Here is a 24,690-nt window from a genome sequence, read left to right on the forward strand (position 1 = left end):
CCGGGTTCTGGTGTCGGACACCGGCTCCATGGTGTCGGACACCGGTGTTTGGTGAAAAAATGGGGACGGACCCTGTTTTTAAGGAAATTTCCTATAAAACAGGGTCCGTCCCCATTATTTAAGCAACTTTCCTAGGTGCTGCGCCGGTCCAGCATGGCGCGGGCGATCGTGCCGGCGTCCACGTATTCCAGTTCGCCGCCGACCGGCACGCCGCGGGCCAGGCGGCTGACCTGCAGGCCGCGCGCCTTCAGCATCTCGCTGATGTAGTGCGCGGTGGCTTCGCCCTCGTTCGTGAAGTTGGTGGCCAGCACGACTTCACCGACGACGCCGTCGGCGGCACGAGCCAGCAGCTTTTCCAGGTGGATGTCCTTCGGACCGATGCCGTCCAGCGGCGACAGCCGGCCCATCAGGACGAAGTACAGCCCCTTGTAGGTCAGCGTCTGCTCGATCATCGCCTGGTCGGCCGGCGTCTCGACGACGCACAGCAGGCGCCGGTCGCGCGCTTCGTCGGCGCACATGTCGCACACGTCGGCCTCGGTGAAGGTATTGCAGAGCGCGCAGTGATTGACCGATTCGACGGCCTGGTACAAGGCGCGCGACAGCATGGCCGCACCCTCGCGGTCGTGCTGCAGCAGGTGGAAGGCCATCCGCTGCGCCGACTTCGGCCCGACGCCGGGCAGCCGGCGCAGCGCCTCGGTAAGGTACTCCAGCGCTTTCGCCATTTACCGTTTCACCAAATGGATCGCCGGCTCAGGTGCCGGCTCAGTTGCCAGCTCAGTTGCCAACTCGATCGTCAGATTCGCCGCCATGCGTCAGGCCTGGTGCTCGGGCAGCAAGGCTTCCAGACCGTCCGCCGCCATTGTCGGCACGAATTCGGTGATCGCGTAGCTGGCCGCGCCAGCCTGCTTGAACGGGTCCAGTTCGATCACCGCTTCCACGTCCTCGCGGCTGTCGGCATCGGCGATGATGATGCCGCCGGTGCGCGGCACCATCCGGCCCGAAAGCACGAACATGCCGTTCGCATACTGTTCGCGCAGGAAGGCGCGGTGGGCGGCGAGGAGCGCGTCGATCTCCTCGTTGGGCTTCAGGTAGGTCAGCGTGACGATGAACATGGCGCGCCCCTTGCGACGGTCAGAACGGCATCTTGAAGCCGGCCGGCAGGTTCATGCCGGCGGTCAGGCCGCTCATCTTCTCGGCGGCGGTGGCTTCGGCCTTGCGCACGGCGTCGTTGAAGGCGGCGGCGACCAGGTCTTCCAGCATGTCCTTGTCGTCGGCCAGCAGCGACGGGTCGATCGACACGCGCTTGACGTCGTTCTTGCAGGTCATGACGACCTTGACCAGGCCGGCGCCGGACTGGCCTTCCACCTCGATGGAACCCAGCGATTCCTGCGCCTTCTTCATATTGTCCTGCATTGCCTGGGCTTGCTTCATCAGGCCAGCGAGCTGGTTCTTCATCATGATGTGTTTCTCCGTATAAGTTGAGGGATTGGGGGCGGCCTTCAGTGGGCCGGCGTGATGGGAGCCACGATCGAGCCGGGCACCACGAAGGCGCCGAATTCGCGCACCATCGCCTGCACGAACGGGTCGTTGTGCACCGTGTCCTCGGCCTGGCGCTGGCATGCTTCGCGGTGCGCCTGCTGCTCGGCGGCGGTGGTGAACCACACCGGGCCGAGTTCCGTCTCGACCCGCGCGGGGCGGTTGAACCGCTCGGCCAGCGCCGCCGTCAGTTTTTCCACGTTCGGCGGCGTGCGCCAGGTATCGATCGGGCAGCGCAGGTGGAACACGGCGGCGTTGCCGTCGATCTTGCATTCGATCAGTTCGGCCTGCGTGGCCAGTTGCTGGGCGACGCCCCGCAGCGGCAGGTGCGCGGCCAGCAGCGGCCAGTTGCCGTCCCAGTCCAGTTCGGGGACGGGCGTGACCACGTAAGCATAAGGCGCCTGGGCCGGCGCTGTCTGCCGCACGGGCGCGGCCGGAACTGCCGGTGCCGCCGGCGCTTCGCGGGCATCGGCCCGGTGCTGCGCGGGGGCTTCGGCGCGGACATCGGCCCGGTGCTGGGCCGGGGCTTCGGCGCGATTCTGCACGCGCTGTGCCGGCGCGGCCACCGCGCTGTCGTCCGAGAATTCGGTGACCCATGGCGGCAGGTCGTCATCTTCCTGGGACGCCGGGCGGGCTTGCGGCTGCACCGCGGGCGGCGCCTCGAGCACGGCGGCATCGCCCTGCGGCCGGGCGTCTTCCCATGGCAACGGCTTGGCCGGCGCGGCTGCCTGCGGTGCCGGCGCCGATGGTGCTGACAGCGCGGGATCTTCCGGGGCCGCCGTTCGCATCGGCGGACGTGCGCCGGTACGTGCCAGCGTGGCCGCGCGGGCCGCCTCGAGCGCCGCATTGATCGCGGCGCGCGCCGGGCTGACCGGCCCGGAAGGACGCGCCGCCGCCGCGGGCGCCGAGGAGGCCGGGGCCGGGGCCGGGGCCGGGGCCGGCGGCGAGAAAACGGCTGCGCGCGGCGCGGCAGGCGCCGCTGCGGCCGGGGCCGGCGCGGCGGCTGCATGGCTGACGGCTGCATGGCTGGCGGCTGCCTGGCCGACAGAGGCGCCGGCGGCACGGGGCGCAGCCGCCGCCTGGGGTGCTGCCGGTGCGGTTGCCGATACGCCTGCCGATGTTGCCGCTGCCGCCGCGGCACGTGCGGGCGAACCGCCCGCGGCCGGGCGCGATATTACCGGCGTGTTGGCGGGGGCACCGCCGGGCGCGGCCTCGGCGCCGCCGACGCCGGGGCGAAAGGCCAGCATCCGCAGCAGCGTCATCGAGAAGCCGGCATATTCGTCCGGTGCCAGGCCCAGTTCGTTACGGCCATGGACGGCGATCTGGTAATACAGTTGCACCTCTTCCGCGTCGAACGCGGCGGCGAGGCGGATGATGTCCGCGTACTCCGGCAAGTCTTCCGGCACGGCCGCCGGCACCGTCTGCGCCAGCGCGATCCGGTGCAGCAACGTACCCAGGTCCTGCAGCGCGCCGTTGTACGACAGGCTGCGGCTGGCCATCTCGTCGGCCACCGCCATCAGGTCGGAGCCATCGCGGTTCGCCAGCGCATCGAGCAGCCGCACCAGGTACGACTGGTCCAGCGCGCCCAGCATGCCCTGCACCGCTTCCAGCGTGACGGCGCCGGCGGCATAGGCGATCGCCTGGTCCGTCAGCGACAGCGCATCGCGCATCGATCCATGCGCGCCCTGCGCCAGCAGGCGCAAGGCCGGCTGCTCGAACGTCACGCCTTCCTGGCCCAGGATATTTTCCAGATGGCCGACGATGTGCCCGGGCGGCATCTGCTTCAGGTTGAACTGCAGGCAGCGCGACAGGACGGTGACGGGAATCTTTTGCGGGTCGGTCGTCGCCAGGATGAATTTCACGTGCTCGGGCGGCTCTTCCAGCGTCTTGAGCATCGCATTGAACGCGTGGTTGGTCAGCATGTGCACCTCGTCGATCATGTAGACCTTGAAGCGTGCATTGCTGGGCGCATAGATGGCCTGCTCGAGCAGTTGTGCCATCTCGTCCACGCCGCGGTTCGACGCGGCATCCATCTCTATATAGTCGACGAAGCGGCCGCCGTCGATGGCCCGGCATGCCTCGCATGCGCCGCACGGCGTGGCGGTGATGCCGCCATTGCCATCCGGACCGGTGCAGTTCAGCGATTTCGCCAGGATCCGCGACAGCGTGGTCTTGCCGACCCCGCGCGTGCCGGTAAACAGGTAGGCATGATGCAGGCGGCCCGTACCCAGCGCATGCGTCAGCGCACGGACGACGTGCTCCTGCCCAACGAGCGTTTCAAAGTTGCGGGGACGGTATTTGCGAGCGAGGACTTGATAGGACATGCCGGGATTTTACCGCAGACGAGCGGGCGTGAGGCCAACAATAGGGACGCCGGCGTGCCGGCCGGGCCATCGCGCCGCGAAAACAAAAGGAAAAACGCGGACGTAAAAAAAGCTGCCGAGGCAGCTTTTTTCGCAGTTTTCTTACATTGAAATCGGGAGGCGAGCCTGATCTGCGGCACTTGCGGTGAACGGCTTTGGCTGCTTCGTTCCCGACCTGACCAGGTAAACCATGCCGCAATGCGCAGGGGCCCGCCAGACCGTATTATAACCGGTCCTCGGCCGAACGGGAAATTACAGTCCCAGCTGCTGCCAGATATCGTCCACCTTGCGCTTGACTTCCGGTGTCATCTGGATTGTCGTGCCCCACTCGCGGGTCGTTTCGCCCGGCCATTTGTTCGTGGCATCGATGCCCATCTTGCTGCCCAGGCCGCTGATCGGCGAGGCGAAGTCGAGGTAATCGATCGGCGTATGGTCGACCAGCGTGGTATCGCGCGTCGGGTCGACGCGCGTCGTGATCGCCCAGATCACTTCCTTCCAGTCGCGGATATCGACATCCTCGTCGACGACGACGATGAACTTGGTATACATGAACTGCCGCAGGAAACTCCATACGCCGAACATCACGCGCTTGGCATGGCCGGCATACTGCTTGCGGATCTGCACCACGGCCATCCGGTAGCTGCAGCCTTCCGGCGGCAGGTAGAAGTCCGTGATCTCGGTGAACTGCTTCTGCAGCAGGGGCACGAACACCTCGTTCAGCGCCAGGCCCAGCACTGCCGGTTCGTCCGGCGGCTTGCCGGTGTACGTGGAGTGATAGATCGGGTCGCGGCGCATCGTGATGCGGTCGATCGTGAAGACCGGGAACCAGTCCTGTTCATTGTAATAGCCGGTATGGTCGCCATACGGCCCTTCCAGCGCGTGCTCGTAGCCGGACGGATGGTTTTCGTCCGGATAGATATGCCCTTCCAGCACGATTTCGGCCGATGCCGGCACGCGCAGTTCGCTGCCGATCGCCTTGACCAGTTCCGTGCGGCTGCCACGCAGCAGCCCGGCGAACTGGTACTCGGACAGCGTATCGGGCACCGGCGTGACCGCGCCGAGGATCGTGGCCGGATCGGCGCCGAGCGCTACCGCCACCGGATATGGCTGGCCGGGATGCCGGATGCAGTGCTCGCGGAAGTCCAGCGCGCCGCCCCGGTGCGCCAGCCAGCGCATGATCACCTTGTTACGGCCCAGGACCTGCTGGCGGTAGATGCCCAGGTTCTGGCGCTTCTTGTTCGGCCCTTTCGTGATGACGAGCCCCCACGTGATCAGCGGCGCCACGTCGCCCGGCCAGCAATGCTGGATCGGCAACCGGCCCAGGTCGACATCGTTGCCTTCCCAGACGATTTCCTGGCACGGTGCGCTGCGCTGTTCTTTCGGCGCCATGTCCCAGACGGCCTTGACCAGCGAACCCATGTCCATGATGTCCTTGAACCCCTTCGGCGGTTCCGGCTCTTTCAGGCGCGCCAGCACGTGGCCAATGCGGCGCAGTTCGCCGAGGCTCTCCGCACCCATGCCCAGCGCCACGCGGCGTGGCGTACCGAACAGGTTGGCCAGCACGGGCATATCAAAATTCGTAGGGTTTTGAAACAGCAAAGCGGGTCCGCCGGCACGCAAAGTGCGGTCGCAGACTTCCGTCATCTCCAAATGTGGCGAAACTGGCAATGAAATTGGCTTAAGTTCACCGATTTTTTGCAGTTGAGCAATAAAATCTCTCAGATCTGAATATTTCATACAAATTTTACGTTTTTTTCTCGTTCGACGGCCGGCGTCAAGTCGCCCGGACAAGTGGTTGATTCTATTAGCTATTGCTCACAGCTGCTCGACAATACCATACCTAAAAGTTATATAGAACGCGTTCGTTAGTATTGACTTGATATAAAACGGCTTCTACAATTCGACCTACTTGAAGAGGACATGGCAAAAATGCCAACTACGTGTCGCTCATTCATTCACGGAGTCGGGGCTCCACATGACATTTTAAGGAGTGTTTTTCTCGAGGCGTCTGCCTCAAAGGTTTTTAACCAGGGTTAGCCCAGGTTCAAACCGGGTTTACCCAAGTGACTCAACCATTGACTTGAGCACGGGATTCAAACCTCCCCCGAAAAAAGTTGTATTGCGACTGGCGCCTGACAATATCCGCTCAGAAACCAGCTCAGGCAAGCAATGAAGACGTTCCGGCTCGCGCGCCTCCACGGCGGCGACGGACGATAACACATCTGATGCACGGCAATTGCACAGCAACGGTGTCGCGTCACTACGCGCGGCGGGGGCATGCTTTTACGGACATTGCAGGGAGTTCTATGATCAATCGTTTCAATGGGCTGGCAACTGCCGGCCGCACGCTGGTCTCCGGACCGGCCGCGCGCTTCGCCGCGCAGCGCATCACCCTGCGCAGTGTCTTCACGACTGCGCAACACGCGTTCACGATCTTCGGCGTGACCGCCCTTGTCATCCTGGCAGTACTATGGGCCCGTCCGGACCTGGCGCACGCGCTGACGAAATCGCTGGCCCCGCAAGAGGCTGCCATGCCGGCCACCGTCGCAGCCGTTACCGCGCCGCCCCTGCATGAACTGATGGAAGCACCGGCGATCACCGCCGCGGCGGACAGCACGAGTGCCAGCGAAGCCGACGAAAAAGCGCTGCTGGGCACCCGCAAGCAACAGGAGCGGGTCACCGACTGGCTGTCCAAGCGCTACCGCGTGGCCAACGACGCAGCCAACATGCTCGTGTCGACGGCTTATATGACGGCACGCGAAATCAAGATCGACCCGCTGCTGATCCTGGCCGTGATGGCGATCGAATCCGGCCTGAATCCGTTTGCTGAAAGCCCGATGGGCGCGCAAGGGCTGATGCAGGTGATGTCGAAGGTTCACCACGACAAGTTCCAGGAGATGGGTGGCGTGCAGGCCGCGCTGAACCCGGTGGCCAACATCCGTGTCGGCTCGCTGATCCTGAAAGACTACGTCAAGCGCGGTGGCTCGGTCGAAGCTGGCCTGAAGTATTACGTCGGCGCGGCCGCCTTTGAAACGGACGATGGCTACGGTTCCCGTGTCCTGGCGGAATGGAAGCGCCTGAAGCAGGTTTCCGCCGGCAAGAAGGTGCCGACCTTCACGCGGCCACCCGCCCCCGCTCCGGCAACCGTCACCGCGAGCACGGAACCCAAGGCCGCGGAGCCCGCCACGCCGAAAACGGAAGCGGAGCAACTGGCCGGCCTGTGATCCGCCCCAGTCGTCGAACCCAAGCCACCGGACGGTGGCTTTTTTATTGCCTGGCAGAGACGCCGCAGGTTCCCGGAAAACCGGTGACAGGCTCCAGTTATCGGGAAATGTTTCCGGTCTGGCTCTCCGGCGCATGGATGACCAAGGCACCTTGGCGAAACGTTTCAAAAAAACCGGTGTCTGTCACCGGTTTTGAGGAAACGTTTCAAAAAAACCGGTGTCTGTCACCGGTTTTGAGGAAACGTTTCAGGGACACCGGAGCCTGTTACCGGTGTGTCCCCCTGCTCTGCCGCCGGTTCCGGGCAATAAAAAAGCTACCCGCAGGTAGCTTTTTTGTCGGAGCGCGGTGGATCAGCGCTTCTTGTCCGCTGCCACTTCGTCGACGCGCAGTTTCGGCGCGAGTTTATCCAGCACGCCGTTGACGTACTTGTGGCCGTCGATACCACCGAACGACTTGGTCAGCTCGACCGCTTCGTTGATGACGACACGGTACGGGATTTCCGGATGATTCTTCAGTTCGTACGCGCCCAGCAGCAGCACCGCGTGCTCGATCGGCGACAGTTCGCCGATGCCGCGGTCGACCAGCGGCGCGAACCCTTCGCGCAGCTCGACCGATTGCTCGATCGTGCCATACAGCAGCGCGGCGAAGAAATCGCCGTCGGCCTTGTCGAAGCCGTGGGCGGCGCGGATGTTGTTGACGACCGTCTTCGCCGGCTCATTGTTCAGCAGCCATTGATACAGTCCCTGCAGCGCGAACTCGCGCGCGCGGTGGCGCGGCGTGCGGTTCTTGCTGGGGTTGGCGTGCACAGCTTTATCGTTCATGGTTATTCCTTAGTATTTCTCTTGCAGCTCACTCGTCGTCGCCGGCGTCTTGCTGCAGCTCTTCCAGCGCGATCGCCAGATTCGCCATTTCGACGGCAACGCGGGCCGCATCGGCACCCTTGGAGGCCATGCGGACTTCGGCCTGCTCGTCGTTTTCGGTGGTCAGCACGGCATTGGCGATGGGGATGCCGAAATCGAGGCCGATGCGGGTGATGCCGGCGCCGGATTCGTTCGACACCAGCTCGAAGTGGTAGGTTTCGCCACGGATCACGGCGCCCAGCGCCACCAGCGCGTCGAACTGGCCCGATTCGGCCATCTTCTGCAGCACCAGCGGAATCTCCAGCGCACCCGGCACGGTCACGTGCAGCACGTCTTCATCGGCCACGCCGAGGTGCTTGAGCTCCGCCAGGCAGGCCGACAGCAGGCCATGGCACACGTCTTCGTTGAAGCGGGCCTGGACGATGCCGATACGCAGGCCTTCGCCGTTCAGATTGGTTTCGTAGGTTCCTACGGTCATGATGGGCCTCTTATATAGTGTGTGGAAGAATCAAGCTTCGGGTTTGGCCAGGTAGCCGGTCACTTCGAGGTCGAAGCCCGTCATCGACGGCATCTTGCGCGGGCTCGCCAGCAGTTTCATGCGGCGCACGCCGATCGCGCGCAGGATCTGGGCACCAATGCCGTAGGTGCGCAGATCCATGCTGGCGGCACGGCCCTGCGGCTTGGCATCCTTGTTCAGCGCGGCCAGCTGGCCGAACAGCTGCTCGGCCGTCTCGCCGCAGTTCAGCAGCACCATCACGCCCGATTTCGCCCCCTTGATGGCCTTCAGCGAAGCCGACACGTTCCACGAGTGGGTGGTCGCTTCCGTTTCCAGCAGGTCCAGGATCGACACCGGCTGGTGCACGCGCACCAGCGCTTCGTCGTCGGCCGCCACGTCGCCATGCACCAGCGCCAGGTGGGCGCAGCCGCTCGGCGTGTCGCGGAAGGCGATCATGCGGAAGTCGCCGTGCGACGTGCGCAGCTCGCGCTCGGCAACGCGTTCGACCATGCATTCCTTGGCGCTGCGGTAGTGGATCAGGTCGGCAATCGTGCCGATCTTGAGGCCGTGCTCCTTGCCGAACTCCAGCAGGTCCGGCAGGCGCGCCATCGTGCCGTCGTCCTTGACGATCTCGCAGATCACGGAAGCCGGCGTCAGGCCCGCCATCGCGGTCAGGTCGCAGCCTGCTTCGGTGTGTCCAGCGCGCATCAGCACGCCACCCTTGACGGCGCGCAGCGGGAAGATATGACCCGGCTGCACCAGGTCGGACGGCTGTGCGCCCTTGGCGACGGCTACCTGGATCGTGCGGGCGCGGTCGGCCGCCGAGATACCCGTGGTCACGCCTTCGGCGGCCTCGATCGACACGGTGAAGTTGGTGCCGAACGAAGTGCCGTTACGGGTCGCCATCAGCGGCAGCTCGAGGCGATCGACGATTTCTTCGGCCAGCGTCAGGCAAACCAGCCCGCGGGCATAACGGATCATGAAGTTGATGGCTTCCGGCGTGACGAAATCGGCCGCCAGCACCAGGTCGCCCTCGTTTTCGCGGTCCTCTTCATCGACCAGGATCACCATGCGCCCGGCGCGCAGCTCGGCGACGATTTCTTCAGTGCTGGAGATAGTCATGTAATAAATCCTTGGCGTGTTTCGCAACCCGCTATTTTAATGGATTTGGCGGGCTTTCACCCGACAATCCAGCGGGTCGCCGAATGCTGCGGATTTCCCACGGAACAAGCTGTCATGCTTATCTGAAAACCAACAAAACCATAGGCAACATCGACAGTACTGGCTATCATCGGGCCGGTAGCCCGTGCGGTGGAGCGTTTGTTGCTTCCTGTACATGCTGCCGAAGACAACAGTCGTGCGCCCACTGCCAGAGTGGCGGGGTAGCATGGAAACACAGGATCGACTTGTCGATAAGGCATTATGTCCACCATTCTGATCGTCGATGATCGCCCCACCAACCGCGACTACCTGCTGACACTGCTCGGTTTTACCCAGCATACCGTGTACGAAGCCATGGACGGCGCCCAAGCGCTGGAACTGTGCCACCTCTACCGCCCGGACCTGGTGATCACCGACATCCTGATGCCGACGATGGATGGCTACGAGTTCACCCAGCGCCTGCGCGCGGCGCCGGACCTGGATGGCACGCCGGTCATCTTTTTCTCCGCCACCTATTCGCTGCCGGAACTGCGAACCATGGGCGCGGCGTGCGGCGTACGCACCGTGCTGCACAAGCCCGCCGAGCCGCAGGCGATCCTGGACGCCGTGAACCTGGAGCTGGGACTGGACGAAGCGTACCTGAAGTTGCCCGGCGAAGTCGCCCGCGCGGCCACGCCGCCGGCCGCGGCGTATTTCAGTTCGCCACCGGCCGCACCCGCGGCGGCACCGCAAGACACGGTGCAGCGGATGGCGGCGCTGCACGATCTGTCGTTGCGCCTGAACGGCGAACGCGATGCCGGCGCGATGGCGCACCGCTTCTGCACGGCCGCCGGCGCGATCCTGCATGCCGACATCGTGGTCCTGTGCCTGCTGGACGCGCGTGAAAGCAGCGTCCAGCACGTGGAGGCGATCGGCATCGACGCGGCGCTGGTGCAGCCCGTGCTGGTTGAACGCGGCGCCTTCCCCGGCTCGATGATGGACGGCCACGACGTGCTGCGCCGCTGCCGCGCCGACGGCGACATGCCGGCGCTGCCGGGCGGCCATCCGGAAGTGGCCAACCTGCTGGGCCTTGCCGTGCGCGACCAGTTCCACCTGTACGGCTGGCTGTATGCGGCGAACCGCCGCGCCGCACCCTGCTTCGACGATGCCGACGAACAGTTCATCCGCATGCTGAGCGCGCAGCTGGCGGTCGCCTATGAAAACATGAACCTGTACGAAGTGGTGCAGCGTCACGCGGCGCAATTGCAGATGGAAGCTTCGGCGCGGCGCAGCGCGGACGCGGCGCTGCGCGCCAGCGAGGCGCGCTACCGCGCGATGACGCAGTCGGCGCCGGATGCGATCATCGGCACCGACCAGGACGAACGCGTGCTGCACTTCAACCGCGCCGCCGAGGCTATGTTCGGCTACAAGGAACAGGAAATGCTGGGCAAGCCGATCACGCTGCTGATCTCGGAGCGCTCGCTGCCCGAGCACCGCGAGCGCGTGCAGCGCTACCGCAAGAGCCGCGAGCGTTCGTACAGCACCCGCATCGTCGAGCTGACGCTCAAGCGCAAGGATGGCGAGGAATTCACCGCCGAACTGGCGCTGTCGGCGGTGAGCGTCGACGGCGAGGCGATCTTCACCAGCATCCTGCGCGACATCACCGCGCGCCGCGCGCTCGAGGAGCGCCTGCGCTTGTCGGCCCAGGTTTTCGACAGCACGCAGGACAGCATCACGATGACGGATGCCCAGGGCCGCATCATCGGCGTCAACCCCGCGTTCGAGCAGACCACCGGCTATACCGAGCGGGAGGTGATGGGCCAGAATCCGCGGCTGCTGCGCTCCGGCCGGCATGACAGCGCGTTCTATCGCGCCATGTGGCACAGCCTGGAAACCCAGAGCCAGTGGGCCGGCGAGATCTGGAACCGCCGCAAGAACGGCCAGGTCTATCCGGAACGGCTGCGCATCAATGCCGTGCGCGACCAGCGCGAACAGGTAGTGGCCTACGTGTCCGTATCGAGCGACATCAGCGCGCTGAAGGAAGCGCACACGCAGCTCGACTTCATCAGCAACCACGATCCGCTCACGCTGCTGCCGAACCGGAACCTGCTGAACGACCGCCTGCAGCTGGCGCTGACGGCGGCGCAGCACGGCGGCAACGAGGTGGCATTGCTGCTGTTCGACATCGACCGGCTGCAGCGCGTCAATGACGCCCTCGGCCATCCCGCCGGCGACGCGCTGCTGCAGGAAATCGCCCGGCGCGTGGCCGGCATCGTGCCGCCGGGCGATACGCTGGCGCACCTGGGCGCGGACGAATTCGCGCTGGTGCTGACGCGCTACCAGAACGTCGACGACATCATCGTCATCGTGCGCAAGCTGATGGAACAGGTGGCCCAGCCGGTGCAGCTGGCGGGCCAGGACCTGTACGTGACGGCATCGGTCGGCATCAGCGTCTACCCGCGCGACGGCGCCACGCCGGGCGCGCTGCTGACGGGCGCCGACGTCGCGCTGTCCCATGTCAAGGAGGCCGGCCGCAACAACTTCCACTTCTACACGGGCGAAATGAATGCCCACGCGCTGCGCTGGATGTCGCTCGAGGTGCACCTGCGCCACGCCGTCGAGCGCAACGAACTGCGCCTGTACTTCCAGCCGCAGGTATCGCTGGCGGACGGCCGCGTGACCGGCGTCGAGGCGCTGCTGCGCTGGCAAAGCGCGGAACTGGGCATGATCCCGCCCGGCGACTTCATCCCGCTGGCGGAGGACAGCGGCCTGATCCTCGACATCGGCACCTGGGTCATCGAGGAAGCCTGTCGGCAGATGAAGGCATGGCATGCGAAGGGCCTGCCGCCCATGACGGTGGCGGTCAACGTGTCGGCGCGCCAGTTCGCCACGGGCACCGTGCCGGCCGTGGTCCGCAAGGCGCTGAGAGATAACGGCGTGGCGCCCCGCTGGCTGGAAGTGGAGCTGACGGAAAGCGTGATGATGCACGACAGCGATCACACGCAGATGCAGCTGAACGAGCTGGCGGCGATGGGCGTCTCCATATCGCTCGACGATTTCGGCACCGGCTACTCGTCGCTGGGCTACCTGTCGCGCTTCCGGCTCGACAAGCTGAAGATCGACCAGACCTTCGTCAAGAACATCACGACCGATCCGCGCAGCGCCGCCATCGCACGCGCCACCACGGCGCTGGCGCATGGCCTGAACCTGATCGTCGTGGCCGAGGGGGTCGAGACGGAAGGCCAGCTGGCATTCCTGCGCGACATGGGCTGCGACAAGATCCAGGGCTATCTGTTCAGCCGCCCGCTGCCGGTGGACGAGCTGTCCGTGCTGCTGCTTGAACAGCGCATGCTGGCAGTCGTGGCGGTGCCGCCGTCGGTCACCCGCACGCTGCTGCTGGTCGACGACGAACCGGGCGTGCTGCACGCGCTGGAACGGGCATTCCGGCGCGAAGGCTACCAGGTGCTGCTGGCCAGCAGCGGACGCCAGGGGCTCGAGCTGCTGGCCAGCAACGACGTGCAGGTGGTGCTGTCGGACCAGCGCATGCCGCACATGGACGGCACGGAATTCCTGGCGCGGGCGCGCGAGCTGTATCCGCACACGGTGCGGATGATCCTGTCGGGCTACGCGGACCTGACCAGCATCCAGCAGGCCATCAACCGCGGCGCGATCTACAAATTCCTCAGCAAACCCTGGGACGACGGCGAGCTGCGCGCGGCGGTGCGCGAGGCGTTCGAACTGGCGCAGCCGCGGCGCCCGGCACTGATCGCCAGCGAGCGCTGACCGGACGCTCGCCCGCGCCGGCGGCGGCGCCACCGATAACCTGCGCGCGCGCTGCGATCACAATTGCAAAGGCTCCGCCACGGCATGCCCACGCGTCGGGGGTTTTCGGGTAAATTCCGCTGGATGAGCGTTTCCTTTCAACTTACCGGAATGTTATGACACCGCAAAACCTGTGGCCGCTGGGCGCCGAACTGGGCGAAGGCCCGGTCTGGATTCCCGAACAAAACCGCCTGTATTTCGTCAACCTGGTCGGCAACACGCTGCACGCGCTCGATGCCGACGGCAAGCGCCACGCCTGGCCACTGCCGGACTACGTGTGCTGGCTGATCCCCCGCAAGGATGGCGACGGTTACATGGCCGGCCTGCGCGACGGCATCGTGCGCCTGTGGCTGGAGCCCGAGCCGCGATTCGAGTACCTGCACCGGCTGCCGGACGCCGATACCGGCATCCGCCTGAACGATGCCAAGGCCGACGCCGCCGGCCGCATCTGGGCCGGGTCGATGAATGCGCGCGACGTGAGCCGCGCGGACGGCAAGCTGTTCCGGCTGGACCCGGACGGCAGCCTGCATGTGGCACTGCCCGAATACCACATCTGCAATGGCCCCACATTCAGCCTGGACGGGCGCACGATGTACCACAACGACAGCTTCCTGAACCGCACCTACGCATACCCGGTAAGAGCGGACGGCAGCCTGGGCACGCCGCACCTGTGGCGCCAGTTCGGCGACGGCGAAGGCTCGCCGGACGGCATGACGGTGGACAGCGAGGACTGCGTGTGGATCGCCCAGTGGGGCGGCGCGCGCGTATGCCGCTACAGCCCGGGCGGCGACCTGCTGGCGACGATCCCGATGCCGGTCACGCAGCCATCGTCCGTGGCATTCGGCGGTGCCGACCTGAAGACGCTGTACATCACCAGCGCGTGGCAGGGCTTCGATGCGGCGCAGCGCGGCGCCGATCCGCTGGCCGGAGCGCTGTTCTCGGTGCGGACCGAGGTTGCCGGCGTGCCGGCCGCTCGCTTCGGCTGAGCGAAGGGGGCCGGCACCTTCGGCCGGCCCCTCTCCCGCAAGCGGGACGCCGGACGCCGCCTGCTGGCATAAGATACGTGGGCTTCACCAACCAACCCTGTTGAGGAGATCACGATGAAGACGAACGGTTCGGCAGTCTGGTCCGGCGGCATCAAGGATGGCAAGGGCGCCATCAGCAGCCAGAGCGGCGCACTGAAGGAATATCCATACGGCTTCGCCAGCCGTTTCGAAGGCAAGCCCGGTACCAATCCGGAGGAACTGATCGGCGCCGCGCACGCCGGCTGCTTCACGATGGCGCTGTCGCTGATCCTTGGCGAGGCGGGCCTGACCGCCGAGAAGATGGAAACGAAAGCCGACGTCACGCTGGAAAAGCAGGAGGAAGGCTTTGCCATCACCGCCGTGCACCTGACGCTGCAGGCGAAGATACCCGGCGCCGACGAGGCGAAGTTCCAGGAGCTGGCCGCCAAGGCAAAAGCCGGCTGCCCGGTATCGAAATTGCTGAAGGCGGACATCACGCTGGACGCCACGCTGCTGTAACGCCGCAGTAACGCGCAGTTAGCCCGCGGTTAACCCTTCACCCGCAGTTGCTACTCTCCCGCCGGCGGCGCTCCGCCCTCGGCGGGCGCCAGCCTGGACAGCCGCTCCGAGCGCTCGACGCCGATATGCAAGCCGGCCGCACTTTCCGGCATGCCGGCCGCGCCAAGGGCGAAATGGGCCAGCTGCAGGCCCGATTCCACCGTTTCCGAGATCACCCCGGCGGCTCCCGCGTCCTTCAGCAGGCGGGCATGCTTTTCATCGCGCGCCCGTGCAAAGACCGGGATCGACGGGTACTGGCGCCGCAGGGCGTGCGTCGCCTGCAGGGCCGCCTTCGGATCGTCCATCGTCAGCACCACCCCGGCCGACCGGCCCACGCCGAGGCGCGCCATCATGTCCGGCATCGACGCGTCGCCCGAAAACACGTTCGACGCGCCTTCCCTGCCAGCCGCCGCGAGCTGGTGGTCGCGCTCCACCGCCACGTGCGCGATGCCCTGCCGCGCCAGCACGTCCGCCACCAGCCGCCCCACCCTGCCGTAGCCGCCGATGATGATGTGGCCCGCGCGGGGAGCGGCTTGCGTCCCCTCCGGGTCCGGTTCGGACGGGGCGGCGCCACCGGCGTGCCGCCCCATGCGCTTGATACGCTCCAAGCGCTCGCCCAGCGCGGCGGCGGCGGGCGCCACCAGCATGCTGGCCGTGACCAGCATCAGCATGAACTGGCCGGTCGCGCCGGCCAGCAACCCCGCGCCGACCGCGTAGCCGAGGATGATGAAGGCAAATTCGCCGCCCTGCCCCATCAGCAGGCCGGCGCGCACGGCCCGGCGCCAACCCAGCCGGCGCAGCACCAGCGCGACGACTCCGCCCTTGACCGCCAGCAGGCCGATCACCGATAGCGGCAGCAGCAGCGGATACTGCGCAACGATGCGCAGGTCCAGCTCCATGCCGACCGCCATGAAGAAAATGCCCATCAACAGGCCGCGGAACGGCTCGACGATGATCTCGACTTCGTACTGGAATTCGGTATCGGCCAGCAGCAGCCCGGCCAGCAGCGCACCCAGCGCCATCGACAGGCCGGCCGCCGCGGTGACCGCCGCCACGCCCAGCGTCAGCAGCAGGATCAGCGCCACGAAGACCTCGGGCTGGCGCTGCACGGCAAAGGCGGCGAACAGGGGGCGCGCCAGGCGCCGGCCAGCCACGTAGACCAGGGCGATCGTGGCCGCGGCCTTGGCCACCGCGAGCAGCAGGGCCCACCCCAGCGCGGCGCCGCTGTTGCCGGCCAGGCCTTCGACGAGGATCAGCACCGGCACCACGGCCAGGTCCTGCAGCATCAGGATGCCGAAGCAGGCCTGCCCCAGCGGCGTGCCCAGCGCGCCGCCGCGGCTCAGCAGCTGCATGACGACGGCCGTGGACGACATCGCCAGCGTGACGCCGATCGTCAGCGCCGGCGCGGCGGGGTTGCCGAAGGCGAAAGCGATCGCGCCGATCGCGGCCGCGGTTAGTACCAGTTGCAGCACGCCGCTGCCGAACACGTCGCGCCGCAGTGCCCAGATCCGGGCCGGCGACAGCTCCAGGCCGATCATGAACATCAGGAACAGGATGCCCAGCTCGCCGAACATCCTGACGTCTTCGACGTCGTGGAACGTGATGTCGGCCAGCCATGGCAGGTCGCCGGCCCAGGTGCCCAGGCCATGGGGGCCGAAGCACAGGCCCACCAGCAGGAAGCCCGGCATCTGGTTGATGCGCAGCCGCTGCAGCAAGGGGATGGCCAGTCCCGCCAGCAGCAGGAACAGCAGGGCTTCGCGAAGATCGGAGACGGTCATGGTGCGAGTGTATTTCAACCGGCGGCGGCGCGGCATACAATCGTGCCTTCGCCCGCCCGGGTAAAGAACAGAAAGGAAGCTTCATGCGACACGCCGGCCGCCTCGCCACCCTGACCGCCCTGCTGCTATGCAGTGCGATCGCCACCGCCGCTCCCGCCTGGGTCGCCAAAAGCGACGCCTATTCCCAGCCCGTGCTGCAGGACGCCGGCAAGTACCAGCCCGAGAACGCCTCGTCGCTGGGCAGCGAGGAGTTCGATACCGCGGTGGCCGACTTCAAGCCGCGCGACTACGAACGCGAACTGGCCGATACCGAGAAGCGCCTGGCATCGCTGCGGCGCCAGCGCGCGGCCGAACAGGACCCGAAGGTGCGCCAGGACCTGGATATCCTGATCGATTCGCGCGAAAAGAAAATCGCCACGATGAAGCTGGAACACCGCTACCTGCTGAACTACGTGAACGTGGCGGAACTGGTGTACGGCGGCCTGCAGGCACTGCTCGACCCGCGCAACAAGCCGGAGCGCCAGAAGGCCGCGCTGGTGCGCCTGAAGCGCTACGTCGGCGGTGAACAGGGTACCGCGCCACTGGCCACGCTGGTGCGCCAGCGCAGCGAGGAACGGCTCGCGAACCGGCAACTGATCGGCCCTTACGTGGCGGAGATCGAGGATGGCCTGGCCAACAACGCCACCTATCTCGCCGGCATCGCCGACCTGTTCAAGGAGGCCAAGCTGACCGGCTGGGAAGCCGATTTCGAGACGCTGAAAAAGCAGGTCAGCGCCTATGACGACTGGACCCGCAAGGCGATCATGCCGCGCGCCCGCAAGGAAGTGCGGCTCCCCGCCGCGCTGTACATCGACCAGCTCGTCAACGTCGGTGTCGACATCACGCCCGAACAGATGATCGAGCGCGCCAGCTTCGACTTCCAGGAAGTGCGCGACCAGATGCAGGTGGTCGCCGCTACGATCGCCGCGCAGCGCAAGCTGCCTTCCAGCGACTACCGCGACGTGATCCGCGAGCTGAAGAAAGCGTCGCTCCCGGCGGACGGACTGCTGCCTTACTACCGCAAGCGGGTGCAGGATATCGAGGACATCATCCGCAAGCACGATATCGTGACCCTGCCCCAGCGCGCGCCGAACATCCGCACCGCCACGGAAGCCGAGGCGGCTTCCATCCCGGCGCCGTTCATGAGCCCGCCCCGCCTGATCGGCAACACGGGCGAGTACGGCGAATTCGTCATTCCGCTGTCGAATCCGAAATCGAAGGGCAAGATGGACGACTTCGACTACGAGGCCATGGCGTGGACACTGTCCGCGCACGAGGCGCGCCCCGGCCACGAACTGCAGTTCGCGTCGATGGTGGAACAGGGCATGTCGATCGCGCGAGCCAACTTCGCCTTCAACAGCACCAACGTGGAGGGCTGGGGCCTGTACTCGGAAGCGCTGATGCTGCCTTACATGCCGCCGGAGGGCCAGCTGGTGTCGCTGAAGATGCGCATGCTGCGGATGGCGCGCGCGATGCTCGATCCGATGATCAACCTGGGGCGCATGACACCCGCCGAAGCAAAGGCCTTCCTGATGCGGGAGGTGGTGCTGTCCGAACCGTTCGCGCAGTCCGAGGTGGACCGCTACTCGTACCGCACGCCGGGCCAGGCCACTTCGTACTACTACGGCTACGTGAAGCTGCGCGCCTTGCGGACGCTGGCCGAGATCGAGCTGGGCGACAAGTTCCGGCAGAAGGAGTTCAACGACTTCGTGATCGCCCAGGGCATCCTGCCGCCGGACTTGCTGCAGGCGGCCGTGCTGCAGGAATTCATTGCGCCGCGGAAGGCGCGCTGACCGACACGGGCACTTGCACGGGCTTGGGCTGCGGCGCGCGGCCGCCGTGCCGGATCCCGGCCGCTTCCAGTTCCGCCAGCAGCGCCGGCGCATAGGCCGCGTTCAGGGCGGCCACCGGATACTGGTACAGGCCGCCGTGCTCCGGCGCCAGCGGCGCCGCCTTGGCCAGCACGGCTTCGGCGGCCGTCCACAGCCGCTGCACGTGGGCCATCATCTTCTTGCGCGCGACCAGCCGTTTCCACGCATCCGGATCGCTGGCGCGCAGCGCCTTCAGGTAGGCGCCCGTGTAGAGCATGAAATCGGCCATGCCGCCGATATTGCCGTTGATCGAATTGGCCTGCTCCGCCATTGCCCGATACAGGGGCGTGCCGGCCAGCGCCACCTCGAATTCGGCGCCGGCCACGTGGGCATTGAGTTCATCGATCAGCGGGAAGAAATCGCCGCGGTTGACATTGCGGTTGCCGAAGTAGACGGCGTAGCGGCCATTCGGCTGGGCCTTGATGTCCGCCGGGATTTCGCTGTCCGCCAGCACGAAGCCTGGTGCCTGGCCGCGCACGTAGTCGGTCACGTGGATCTCGCCGCGGAAGTGGAAGACCGCGCGGTTGCCATGGCACGCGGACAGCGCGAAATCAAGCATGTGGTTCGCTTCGTGGAACGCCGTCAGCAGGGACTGCAGGTCCATCGACGCGGCACTGCGGATCCACCACATCACCTGCGGCTGCGCCGCGTTGAACAGCGGCCGCACCGATGCGTATTCGGGCGCCGCCAGCAGCGCGGTCATCGCGGCGGTGTCGTTACCGGAGGCCCGCGCGGGATTGTCCTTGCAGATCTCGCGGCCCGGCATGGTCTGGCGGCCGGCAGGTTCGAACACGAGCGGCATGTTGCCGCTCGCCATGCTGCCCGGCGCCGCGCCGGCGCAGCATGCAGCGAACAGCAGGCCGGCCAGCGTCTTCATCGGCCGGTCAGCCTTGTACGTCTTTACCAACCGACAGCATGCGTTCGACATAGCGGGCGATCAGGTCGATTTCCAGGTTGACCTTGCCGCCCACCTTCAGGTGCTTCAGCGTGGTGACCTGGATCGTGTGCGGGATCAGGTTGATCGAGAAGCGGCAGCCATCGGCAACGTCTTCCACGCGGTTCACCGTCAGCGACACGCCGTTGACGACGATCGAGCCCTTGAACGCCAGGTACTTGCCCAGCGCGGCCGGCGCCTCGACGACCAGTTCCCACGATTCGCCCACCGGCTCGAACTTGCGCACGATGCCCAGGCCGTCGACGTGGCCGGACACCAGGTGGCCGCCCAGGCGCTCGTGCAGGGTCAGCGCCTTTTCCAGGTTGACTTCGCCCACGCTGTCCAGGCCCGCCGTGCAGTTCAGGCTTTCGCGCGACACGTCGACGGCGAAGCTGTCCGCCGTTTTCTCGACGACGGTCATGCAGGCGCCGTTGATGGCGATCGAGTCGCCCAGCGCCACGTCGGCCAGCGGCAGGCCGCCGGCATCGATCACGAGGCGCACGCCGGCATCATGGCCGCCGGGCAGCGGGGTTACGGTTGCGATATTGCCGACAGCGGCGACGATTCCGGTAAACATGGTGTGATTTCTCTTTCAGTGAATGTTCTTGTCGATGACGCTGGTCTTGTCGCCGACGTTGGCCTTGTCCATAAAGCGCGCCAGGATGCGCAGGTCGTCGCCCACCATCTTCGCCTCGTGGAATTTCAGCGGGTACTTGCCGGCCAGTTCAGTCAGCGCCGGCAGCGCGAACATGCCCTGCGCATCGCCCAGCAGCGTGGGCGCCAGGTAGAGCAGCAGTTCGTCGACGCAGCCTTCGCGCACCAGCGAGCCATTGAGCTTCGTGCCCGCCTCGACATGCAGCTCGTTGACCTGCCGCCGTGCCAGCTCGCGCATCAGCTCGGCCAGGTCGACCTTGCCGTGGGCGTTCGGCAGCGTGAGGATTTCAGCACCCGTGTCGCGCAGCCGCGCTTCGCGCTCGTGGTCCGTCACGGCCGCCACGATCCACGTGCCGCCGCCCTGCAGCACGCGGGCGCCCGGGTCGATCTCGAGCCGGCTGTCGACGACGATGCGGCGCGGCTGGCGCGGCGTTGCCACGGCACGCACGTTCAGTTGCGGATTGTCGGCCTTGACGGTGCCGATACCGGTCAGGATGGCGCAGGCGCGGGCGCGCCACGCGTGGCCGTCGCTGCGTGCCGCCGCGCCGGTGATCCACTGGCTCGTGCCATTGTGCAGCGCCGTCATGCCATCCAGGCTGGCGGCCGTTTTCATGCGCACCCACGGCAGCTGCCGCGTCATGCGCGAGAAAAAGCCGATGTTCAGTTCATGGGCTTCGTCGGCCAGCAGGCCGGACGATACCGCGATGCCGGCCTGCGCCAGCCGCGCCATGCCCTGCCCGGCCACCAGCGGATTCGGGTCTTCCATCGCCGCCACCACGCGGGCCAGGCCTGAGCGCACCAGCGCGTCGCAGCACGGCGGCGTACGGCCATAGTGGCTGCACGGTTCCAGCGTTACATAGGCGGTGGCGCCGCGCACGTCGAAGCCGCGGCGCTGGGCATCCTTCAGCGCCTGGATTTCCGCGTGATCCTGGCCTGCCGGCTGCGTGACGCCGGCGCCGATGACGATGCCGTCCTTGACGATGACGCAACCGATATGCGGGTTCGGCGACGTGCTGTACAGGCCCCGCTCGGCCCATTGCAGCGCCAGGCGCATGCCGGCCGCATCGTCGGCGATGCGCTGGCCGGCCGGGTCGTCCGTGATGGCGGGGTCCGCGTTGCGGGTGTCGTTGGTTTCCATGGTTCTCATTCGCCGGCCGCTTCGCTGGCGGATTCGTTCGCCATGCTGCAGCCGCTTTCCAGCCGGGGATCGCACAGCCGCGCGCGGCCCAGCATGTTGATCTTGATGTTGCGCTGCGTACTGCCGAGCTGCAGCGACAGCGTGCCCCAGTTGGCGGCCAGGCTGTTGCTGGCGCGGCATGTACGGCCCGCACTATTATAGGCGACATAGAAAGGCGGCGCAGCGTGCGTCAGGCGTGACCAGATACGCAGCCGATCCGGCGCCGGGCCGTGCCTGAACAGCACCGTTTCGCCCGGTCCGGGCCGCGCATCGCCATCGGTATCGGCAAATACGGCCCAGCCGTCGCGCCACGCGACGCCGGCCGGATCGACGGGCGCGACGACGACGTTCTCGCCGCGGCCGATCGCCTGGGAGCGCGCCAGGTGCAGTGCCGCCAGCAGGTCGGCGGACGCGGCGCGCACGGCGTGGCGTTCGAGCAGCGCGCGAAAGCCCGGCACGGCCGCACTCATCAGGATGGCGGCGACCGCCACGGCGACCATCGCTTCGACCAGCGTGAACGCCGCCGGGCGGACCGGCGGCGTCAGCGCCAGCAGCGCGTGGCCGGGCCGGTGGCCAGGTGCACGCCGGTGCTGGTGAGGATCAATCGTTCGCATGACGGGTCCCGATAGGTTCTGTCCACGCGCGCCGTGCCGGGCGTGGCGACGAGTTGCACGCAGTCGGCGATGTCTTCGCCATCGCAGGCCTTGCCTTCGATCTCGTAGGCGCTGGCGGCGGCGCTGCTGCCGGACCACCAGCGGAACTGCTGCGTCCCGGCCGTGCCGGCCGCGGCGCCGAACGCGACGTAGCGGTTGTGTTGCGTGAAGTAGCGCTCCTGCTGCTGCATCAAGGCCAGCAGCGCCACCTGACCTTCGATGCGCTTGGCGCGGATGACATGCTGCCGGTAGCCGGGATAGGCCATGGCGCCCAGCAAGCCGGCAATTGCCAGGACCACCATCAGTTCGATCAGCGTGAAACCTGTCGTCCCTTTTGTCCCTTTTGTCCCTTTTGTCCCTTTTGTCCCTTTTGTCCCTTTCCTGCCCGGCGCCCTTGCATGCCCCATCATGGCCGCCCTGCCTGCGTTGCGGCGCGGTGCAGCTGCCGCCAGTTCGCCACTTCCCGCCACGACAGGCGGCCCGCCGGCCAACTGGCGCTGCTGCTATCGGTCGCCAGGCCGCCTTCGGTGAAATGGACGATCGCCGTGTCGCGCGCCACGCTCACGCGGCCGGCCGGATCGCGTGTCGTCCGTGTGCGCGGGCCGGGCAAGATCAGCGGCGCGCCATGGATCGGGCCGGGCGACAGCAGGCCGGTGACGCCGCCTGCCTGCGCGTTGCCGCCGCCATCCACCGGAAAGCCGGCCAGCGCATCGAGCACATAGGTGCGGCTGGCGCTGTCGGCGCAAGGATCGCTGCCGGGCACCACGGTGCTGAAAACCAGCTTGCCGTCGGCGAGCGCGCCGGCGACGAGACTGCGTTCGCCGGACACGGCGCCGTCGGCGAAATCCAGGTACCAGCCCTTAGCCCGATCGCCGGCGCCGAACGCCGCGGGACGGCCGGTAACGACGAAGTCCGCGTCGCCGGCCGCGCCATCGACGCGGCGGTCGACCAGGTCGGCGCGGCCCAGCGGCGCGCCCGGCGCCGGCGCGGCCGGGTCGTCGTAGACCGCGTAATACGATTGCGGCACGAAGCGGGCCGGATCCCGCTCGGCCCTGCCATACAGGCTGCCGGTGCCGAACAGCAGCAGGTAGCCGCCGCCCTCGGCGTGCACGATCTTCGGCGGCTGGGTGATCGGCTGCCGCCGGCCCGTGGCATCGCGGGCAATGAAGACAGGCTGCATGGCCGGATTGCCGCGCCACGGGGCATTACGGGTGAAATCGAAGCGCCACAGCCTGCCCTGCAGGTCGCCGGCATATGCGTGGCGCAGCACGTGGCCCGCGCCCGTCACGAGCGCCGGCGCGCCCAGGCCGGCAGGCAGCGCCGCTTCCACTGCCGGCGTGTCGAGGCGGTAGTAATTGCTGTCCAGCCGCCAGCGCTCGGCAGGCAGCCTGTCCAGTGCGAGCAGGAACAGCGCGCCGTTTCCGTCCTGGCCATTCACACCGTTGCCGGTCACGGCGAAGTGGCGGTATTCGGGCGTGCCGTTGCGGGTGCGCAGTTTCAGCCGTGCCACCTGCGCCGGCTGCATCACGTGGCCGACGGCGGCATCGTCGCGCTCCGTGAATTCCCAGAGCGCGCCCAGGCCGGCATCGAACGCGGCCGGATCGGTGACATCCAGCGCGAACATGCCCCGGCCGCCGGCGCCGGGTGTGCCCAGCAGCACGCTGCGCCACGCGCCGCGGATCAAGGCCTCGCCGGCAGCCAGCGGACCGTCGACATAGGCGCGGTGCGTGTAGCCGGGATCCGGCAGCGCGTTCAGCACCGGCACCAGCAGCGCCGGCACGTAGGCGAACAGTTCGGCGCCCGTGCCCGCATCGAAAGCGTGCAGCATGCCATCGTTGGCGCCGAGGTAGACCGCCGGGGCGCGCCGCAGCGTGCGCGCCAGGAAAGCGGCATAGGCGGCATCGCCGAACAGGTTCAAGCCGGCCCCCAGGTACAGCGGCGTGCCGTGCACCGCGTCGCCCAGCAAGCCGGTGCGGCGGCGCAGCGTGCTGCCTTCCAGCGCCCGTTCGCCGCGCAGCCAGGCCACGCGATCGGGGCCGAAACCATCGGCGGCGGTACCACCGGGCGGCCGGTCGAGGGCGGCGCGCTGCGACAGCGCCAGCCGGGCCCATTCGAATGGCACCGTGGCGCCCGATTGCGCCCCGTCCGGGTGGCTGGTGAAAATATGGCGCGCGGCCGGCGGCGTGGCAGCCAGCACCGCCGCCGCATCCCACAGTGGAGCGAGCAGCCGGGGAACGCCGCCATCGCCAACGACGAGCGGCACGCGGGCCAGCGTGCCGCTGCCGGTCGACACGTCGTACGATACCTGGAACACGCTCGCGTCGGATGGCCCGGCCGGGTCCGGGGCCGGCAGTTGTGTCGCCGGAATGGCCAGCGCCTGCCCCTGGACGGTACGAGCGCCGCTGCACCCCAGCGCGGCCGCGCCGTCATCGAGCGCGACGGCCCGCGTATTCGTGGATCCCATCGGCAGGCATACCGCACAGAACAAGGCCAGGCATGCGGCGAGGCCCAGTGCCAGGTTCGGTGCGAGATGCGTTGAAATACAACCACGGCTGCGTTGATCGGCGGTGTTGCCCATCG

General features: G+C 66.9%; 20 protein-coding genes and 1 other RNA gene. 5 read left to right on the forward strand and 16 right to left on the reverse strand.

Going from position 1 to position 24,690, the window contains the following annotated elements:
* Positions 1 to 131 precede the first annotated feature (131 nt).
* The 6 genes from recR to ubiD all read right to left on the reverse strand — a co-directional run bounded on the left by recR (position 132) and on the right by ubiD (position 5,636).
* Complete coding sequence (gene recR / locus FHS02_RS24600) at positions 132 to 722, reverse strand: recombination mediator RecR (RefSeq protein WP_137316796.1); 591 nt, start codon at positions 720 to 722, stop codon at positions 132 to 134.
* Between the two features lie 90 nt (positions 723 to 812).
* Entirely contained in the window at positions 813 to 1,112 is a 300-nt protein-coding gene (locus FHS02_RS24605) for a YciI family protein (RefSeq protein ID WP_137316795.1), read from the reverse strand.
* 19 nt (positions 1,113 to 1,131) lie between these two features.
* Positions 1,132 to 1,458 (reverse strand): YbaB/EbfC family nucleoid-associated protein, encoded by a 327-nt coding sequence (locus FHS02_RS24610; protein ID WP_137316794.1) that lies wholly within the window; start codon positions 1,456 to 1,458, stop codon positions 1,132 to 1,134.
* A 41-nt stretch (positions 1,459 to 1,499) separates the two neighbouring features.
* Positions 1,500 to 3,860 (reverse strand): DNA polymerase III subunit gamma/tau, encoded by a 2,361-nt coding sequence (dnaX, locus tag FHS02_RS24615; protein ID WP_137316793.1) that lies wholly within the window; start codon positions 3,858 to 3,860, stop codon positions 1,500 to 1,502.
* 155 nt (positions 3,861 to 4,015) lie between these two features.
* Positions 4,016 to 4,114: signal recognition particle sRNA small type (gene ffs, locus FHS02_RS24620), an RNA gene on the reverse strand.
* Between the two features lie 37 nt (positions 4,115 to 4,151).
* Positions 4,152 to 5,636, reverse strand: a complete 1,485-nt coding sequence (gene ubiD / locus FHS02_RS24625) for a 4-hydroxy-3-polyprenylbenzoate decarboxylase (RefSeq protein ID WP_137316792.1) — start codon at positions 5,634 to 5,636, stop codon at positions 4,152 to 4,154.
* A gap of 569 nt (positions 5,637 to 6,205) precedes the next feature.
* Here ubiD and FHS02_RS24630 point away from each other — a divergent pair.
* A complete protein-coding gene (locus FHS02_RS24630) occupies positions 6,206 to 7,123 on the forward strand; it encodes a transglycosylase SLT domain-containing protein (protein WP_137316791.1) in 918 nt (305 codons plus the stop codon).
* Between the two features lie 351 nt (positions 7,124 to 7,474).
* Here FHS02_RS24630 and nusB read toward each other — a convergent pair whose 3' ends face one another.
* The 3 genes from nusB to ribBA are packed head-to-tail and all read right to left on the reverse strand — an operon-like array spanning position 7,475 to position 9,602.
* Positions 7,475 to 7,945, reverse strand: a complete 471-nt coding sequence (gene nusB / locus FHS02_RS24635; protein WP_137316790.1) for a transcription antitermination factor NusB — start codon at positions 7,943 to 7,945, stop codon at positions 7,475 to 7,477.
* A gap of 28 nt (positions 7,946 to 7,973) precedes the next feature.
* Positions 7,974 to 8,462 carry a 6,7-dimethyl-8-ribityllumazine synthase gene (gene ribH, locus FHS02_RS24640; RefSeq protein WP_137316789.1) on the reverse strand — a complete coding sequence of 163 codons (489 nt, stop codon included), beginning with the start codon at positions 8,460 to 8,462 and terminating at the stop codon, positions 7,974 to 7,976.
* Between the two features lie 30 nt (positions 8,463 to 8,492).
* Positions 8,493 to 9,602, reverse strand: coding sequence for a bifunctional 3,4-dihydroxy-2-butanone-4-phosphate synthase/GTP cyclohydrolase II (gene ribBA, locus FHS02_RS24645; RefSeq protein ID WP_137316788.1), 1,110 nt, complete (start codon positions 9,600 to 9,602; stop codon positions 8,493 to 8,495).
* 300 nt (positions 9,603 to 9,902) lie between these two features.
* On the opposite strand from ribBA, the gene FHS02_RS24650 reads away from it, so the two are divergent.
* From FHS02_RS24650 to FHS02_RS24660, 3 genes are all read left to right on the forward strand, one after another.
* The gene (locus FHS02_RS24650) at positions 9,903 to 13,403 is read left to right on the forward strand and encodes an EAL domain-containing protein (protein WP_137316787.1); all 3,501 of its coding nucleotides are present in this window, start codon (positions 9,903 to 9,905) and stop codon (positions 13,401 to 13,403) included.
* 155 nt (positions 13,404 to 13,558) lie between these two features.
* A complete protein-coding gene (locus FHS02_RS24655) occupies positions 13,559 to 14,428 on the forward strand; it encodes an SMP-30/gluconolactonase/LRE family protein (protein ID WP_137316786.1) in 870 nt (289 codons plus the stop codon).
* 114 nt (positions 14,429 to 14,542) lie between these two features.
* A complete protein-coding gene (locus FHS02_RS24660; RefSeq protein WP_137316785.1) occupies positions 14,543 to 14,965 on the forward strand; it encodes an OsmC family protein in 423 nt (140 codons plus the stop codon).
* A 50-nt stretch (positions 14,966 to 15,015) separates the two neighbouring features.
* On the opposite strand, the gene FHS02_RS24665 is transcribed toward FHS02_RS24660, so the two are convergent.
* On the reverse strand, positions 15,016 to 16,782 hold the full coding sequence (locus tag FHS02_RS24665) for a cation:proton antiporter domain-containing protein (protein WP_137316784.1): 1,767 nt from the start codon (positions 16,780 to 16,782) through the stop codon (positions 15,016 to 15,018).
* Between the two features lie 83 nt (positions 16,783 to 16,865).
* Here FHS02_RS24665 and FHS02_RS24670 point away from each other — a divergent pair, with 83 nt between their 5' ends.
* Positions 16,866 to 18,614: a DUF885 domain-containing protein gene (locus tag FHS02_RS24670; RefSeq protein ID WP_137316783.1), complete on the forward strand. Its 1,749-nt coding sequence runs from the start codon at positions 16,866 to 16,868 to the stop codon at positions 18,612 to 18,614.
* Here FHS02_RS24670 and FHS02_RS24675 read toward each other — a convergent pair.
* The 6 genes from FHS02_RS24675 to FHS02_RS24700 all read right to left on the reverse strand — a co-directional run bounded on the left by FHS02_RS24675 (position 18,589) and on the right by FHS02_RS24700 (position 24,574).
* Positions 18,589 to 19,569, reverse strand: a complete 981-nt coding sequence (locus FHS02_RS24675; protein WP_137316782.1) for a hypothetical protein — start codon at positions 19,567 to 19,569, stop codon at positions 18,589 to 18,591. The genes FHS02_RS24670 and FHS02_RS24675 overlap by 26 nt on opposite strands.
* Before the next feature lie 7 nt (positions 19,570 to 19,576).
* Positions 19,577 to 20,203: a riboflavin synthase gene (locus tag FHS02_RS24680; RefSeq protein ID WP_137316781.1), complete on the reverse strand. Its 627-nt coding sequence runs from the start codon at positions 20,201 to 20,203 to the stop codon at positions 19,577 to 19,579.
* A gap of 15 nt (positions 20,204 to 20,218) precedes the next feature.
* On the reverse strand, positions 20,219 to 21,334 hold the full coding sequence (gene ribD, locus FHS02_RS24685; RefSeq protein ID WP_137317753.1) for a bifunctional diaminohydroxyphosphoribosylaminopyrimidine deaminase/5-amino-6-(5-phosphoribosylamino)uracil reductase RibD: 1,116 nt from the start codon (positions 21,332 to 21,334) through the stop codon (positions 20,219 to 20,221).
* Positions 21,335 to 21,423: 89 nt separating this feature from the next.
* Entirely contained in the window at positions 21,424 to 22,071 is a 648-nt protein-coding gene (locus tag FHS02_RS24690; RefSeq protein ID WP_229422413.1) for a GspH/FimT family protein, read from the reverse strand.
* Positions 21,999 to 22,520 carry a type IV pilin protein gene (locus FHS02_RS24695; RefSeq protein ID WP_308700801.1) on the reverse strand — a complete coding sequence of 174 codons (522 nt, stop codon included), beginning with the start codon at positions 22,518 to 22,520 and terminating at the stop codon, positions 21,999 to 22,001. The genes FHS02_RS24690 and FHS02_RS24695 overlap by 73 nt, the downstream gene beginning before the upstream one ends.
* The gene (locus tag FHS02_RS24700) at positions 22,517 to 24,574 is read right to left on the reverse strand and encodes a pilus assembly protein (RefSeq protein WP_175424935.1); all 2,058 of its coding nucleotides are present in this window, start codon (positions 24,572 to 24,574) and stop codon (positions 22,517 to 22,519) included. Before FHS02_RS24700 ends, FHS02_RS24695 begins: the two co-directional genes overlap by 4 nt.
* Positions 24,575 to 24,690 lie beyond the last annotated feature (116 nt).

The sequence above is a fragment of the Pseudoduganella umbonata genome, assembly GCF_014192225.1.
In the GTDB taxonomy this organism is placed as follows: Bacteria; Pseudomonadota; Gammaproteobacteria; order Burkholderiales; family Burkholderiaceae_D; genus Rugamonas; species Rugamonas umbonata.

Coding starts and splice junctions, on each gene's coding strand:
- FHS02_RS24660 (WP_137316785.1), top strand. CDS start 14,543: ATGAAGACGAACGGTTCGGCAGTCTGGTCCGGCGGCATCAAGGATGGC.
- FHS02_RS24650 (WP_137316787.1), top strand. CDS start 9,903: ATGTCCACCATTCTGATCGTCGATGATCGCCCCACCAACCGCGACTAC.
- FHS02_RS24700 (WP_175424935.1), bottom strand. CDS start 24,574: ATGGGATCCACGAATACGCGGGCCGTCGCGCTCGATGACGGCGCGGCC.
- FHS02_RS24665 (WP_137316784.1), bottom strand. CDS start 16,782: ATGACCGTCTCCGATCTTCGCGAAGCCCTGCTGTTCCTGCTGCTGGCG.
- FHS02_RS24680 (WP_137316781.1), bottom strand. CDS start 20,203: ATGTTTACCGGAATCGTCGCCGCTGTCGGCAATATCGCAACCGTAACC.
- ubiD (WP_137316792.1), bottom strand. CDS start 5,636: ATGAAATATTCAGATCTGAGAGATTTTATTGCTCAACTGCAAAAAATC.
- nusB (WP_137316790.1), bottom strand. CDS start 7,945: ATGAACGATAAAGCTGTGCACGCCAACCCCAGCAAGAACCGCACGCCG.
- FHS02_RS24610 (WP_137316794.1), bottom strand. CDS start 1,458: ATGATGAAGAACCAGCTCGCTGGCCTGATGAAGCAAGCCCAGGCAATG.
- FHS02_RS24655 (WP_137316786.1), top strand. CDS start 13,559: ATGACACCGCAAAACCTGTGGCCGCTGGGCGCCGAACTGGGCGAAGGC.
- FHS02_RS24690 (WP_229422413.1), bottom strand. CDS start 22,071: ATGCGAACGATTGATCCTCACCAGCACCGGCGTGCACCTGGCCACCGG.
- FHS02_RS24605 (WP_137316795.1), bottom strand. CDS start 1,112: ATGTTCATCGTCACGCTGACCTACCTGAAGCCCAACGAGGAGATCGAC.
- FHS02_RS24695 (WP_308700801.1), bottom strand. CDS start 22,520: ATGATGGGGCATGCAAGGGCGCCGGGCAGGAAAGGGACAAAAGGGACA.
- dnaX (WP_137316793.1), bottom strand. CDS start 3,860: ATGTCCTATCAAGTCCTCGCTCGCAAATACCGTCCCCGCAACTTTGAA.
- recR (WP_137316796.1), bottom strand. CDS start 722: ATGGCGAAAGCGCTGGAGTACCTTACCGAGGCGCTGCGCCGGCTGCCC.
- FHS02_RS24630 (WP_137316791.1), top strand. CDS start 6,206: ATGATCAATCGTTTCAATGGGCTGGCAACTGCCGGCCGCACGCTGGTC.
- FHS02_RS24675 (WP_137316782.1), bottom strand. CDS start 19,569: ATGAAGACGCTGGCCGGCCTGCTGTTCGCTGCATGCTGCGCCGGCGCG.
- ribH (WP_137316789.1), bottom strand. CDS start 8,462: ATGACCGTAGGAACCTACGAAACCAATCTGAACGGCGAAGGCCTGCGT.
- ribD (WP_137317753.1), bottom strand. CDS start 21,334: ATGCGCCTGGCGCTGCAATGGGCCGAGCGGGGCCTGTACAGCACGTCG.
- ribBA (WP_137316788.1), bottom strand. CDS start 9,602: ATGACTATCTCCAGCACTGAAGAAATCGTCGCCGAGCTGCGCGCCGGG.
- FHS02_RS24670 (WP_137316783.1), top strand. CDS start 16,866: ATGCGACACGCCGGCCGCCTCGCCACCCTGACCGCCCTGCTGCTATGC.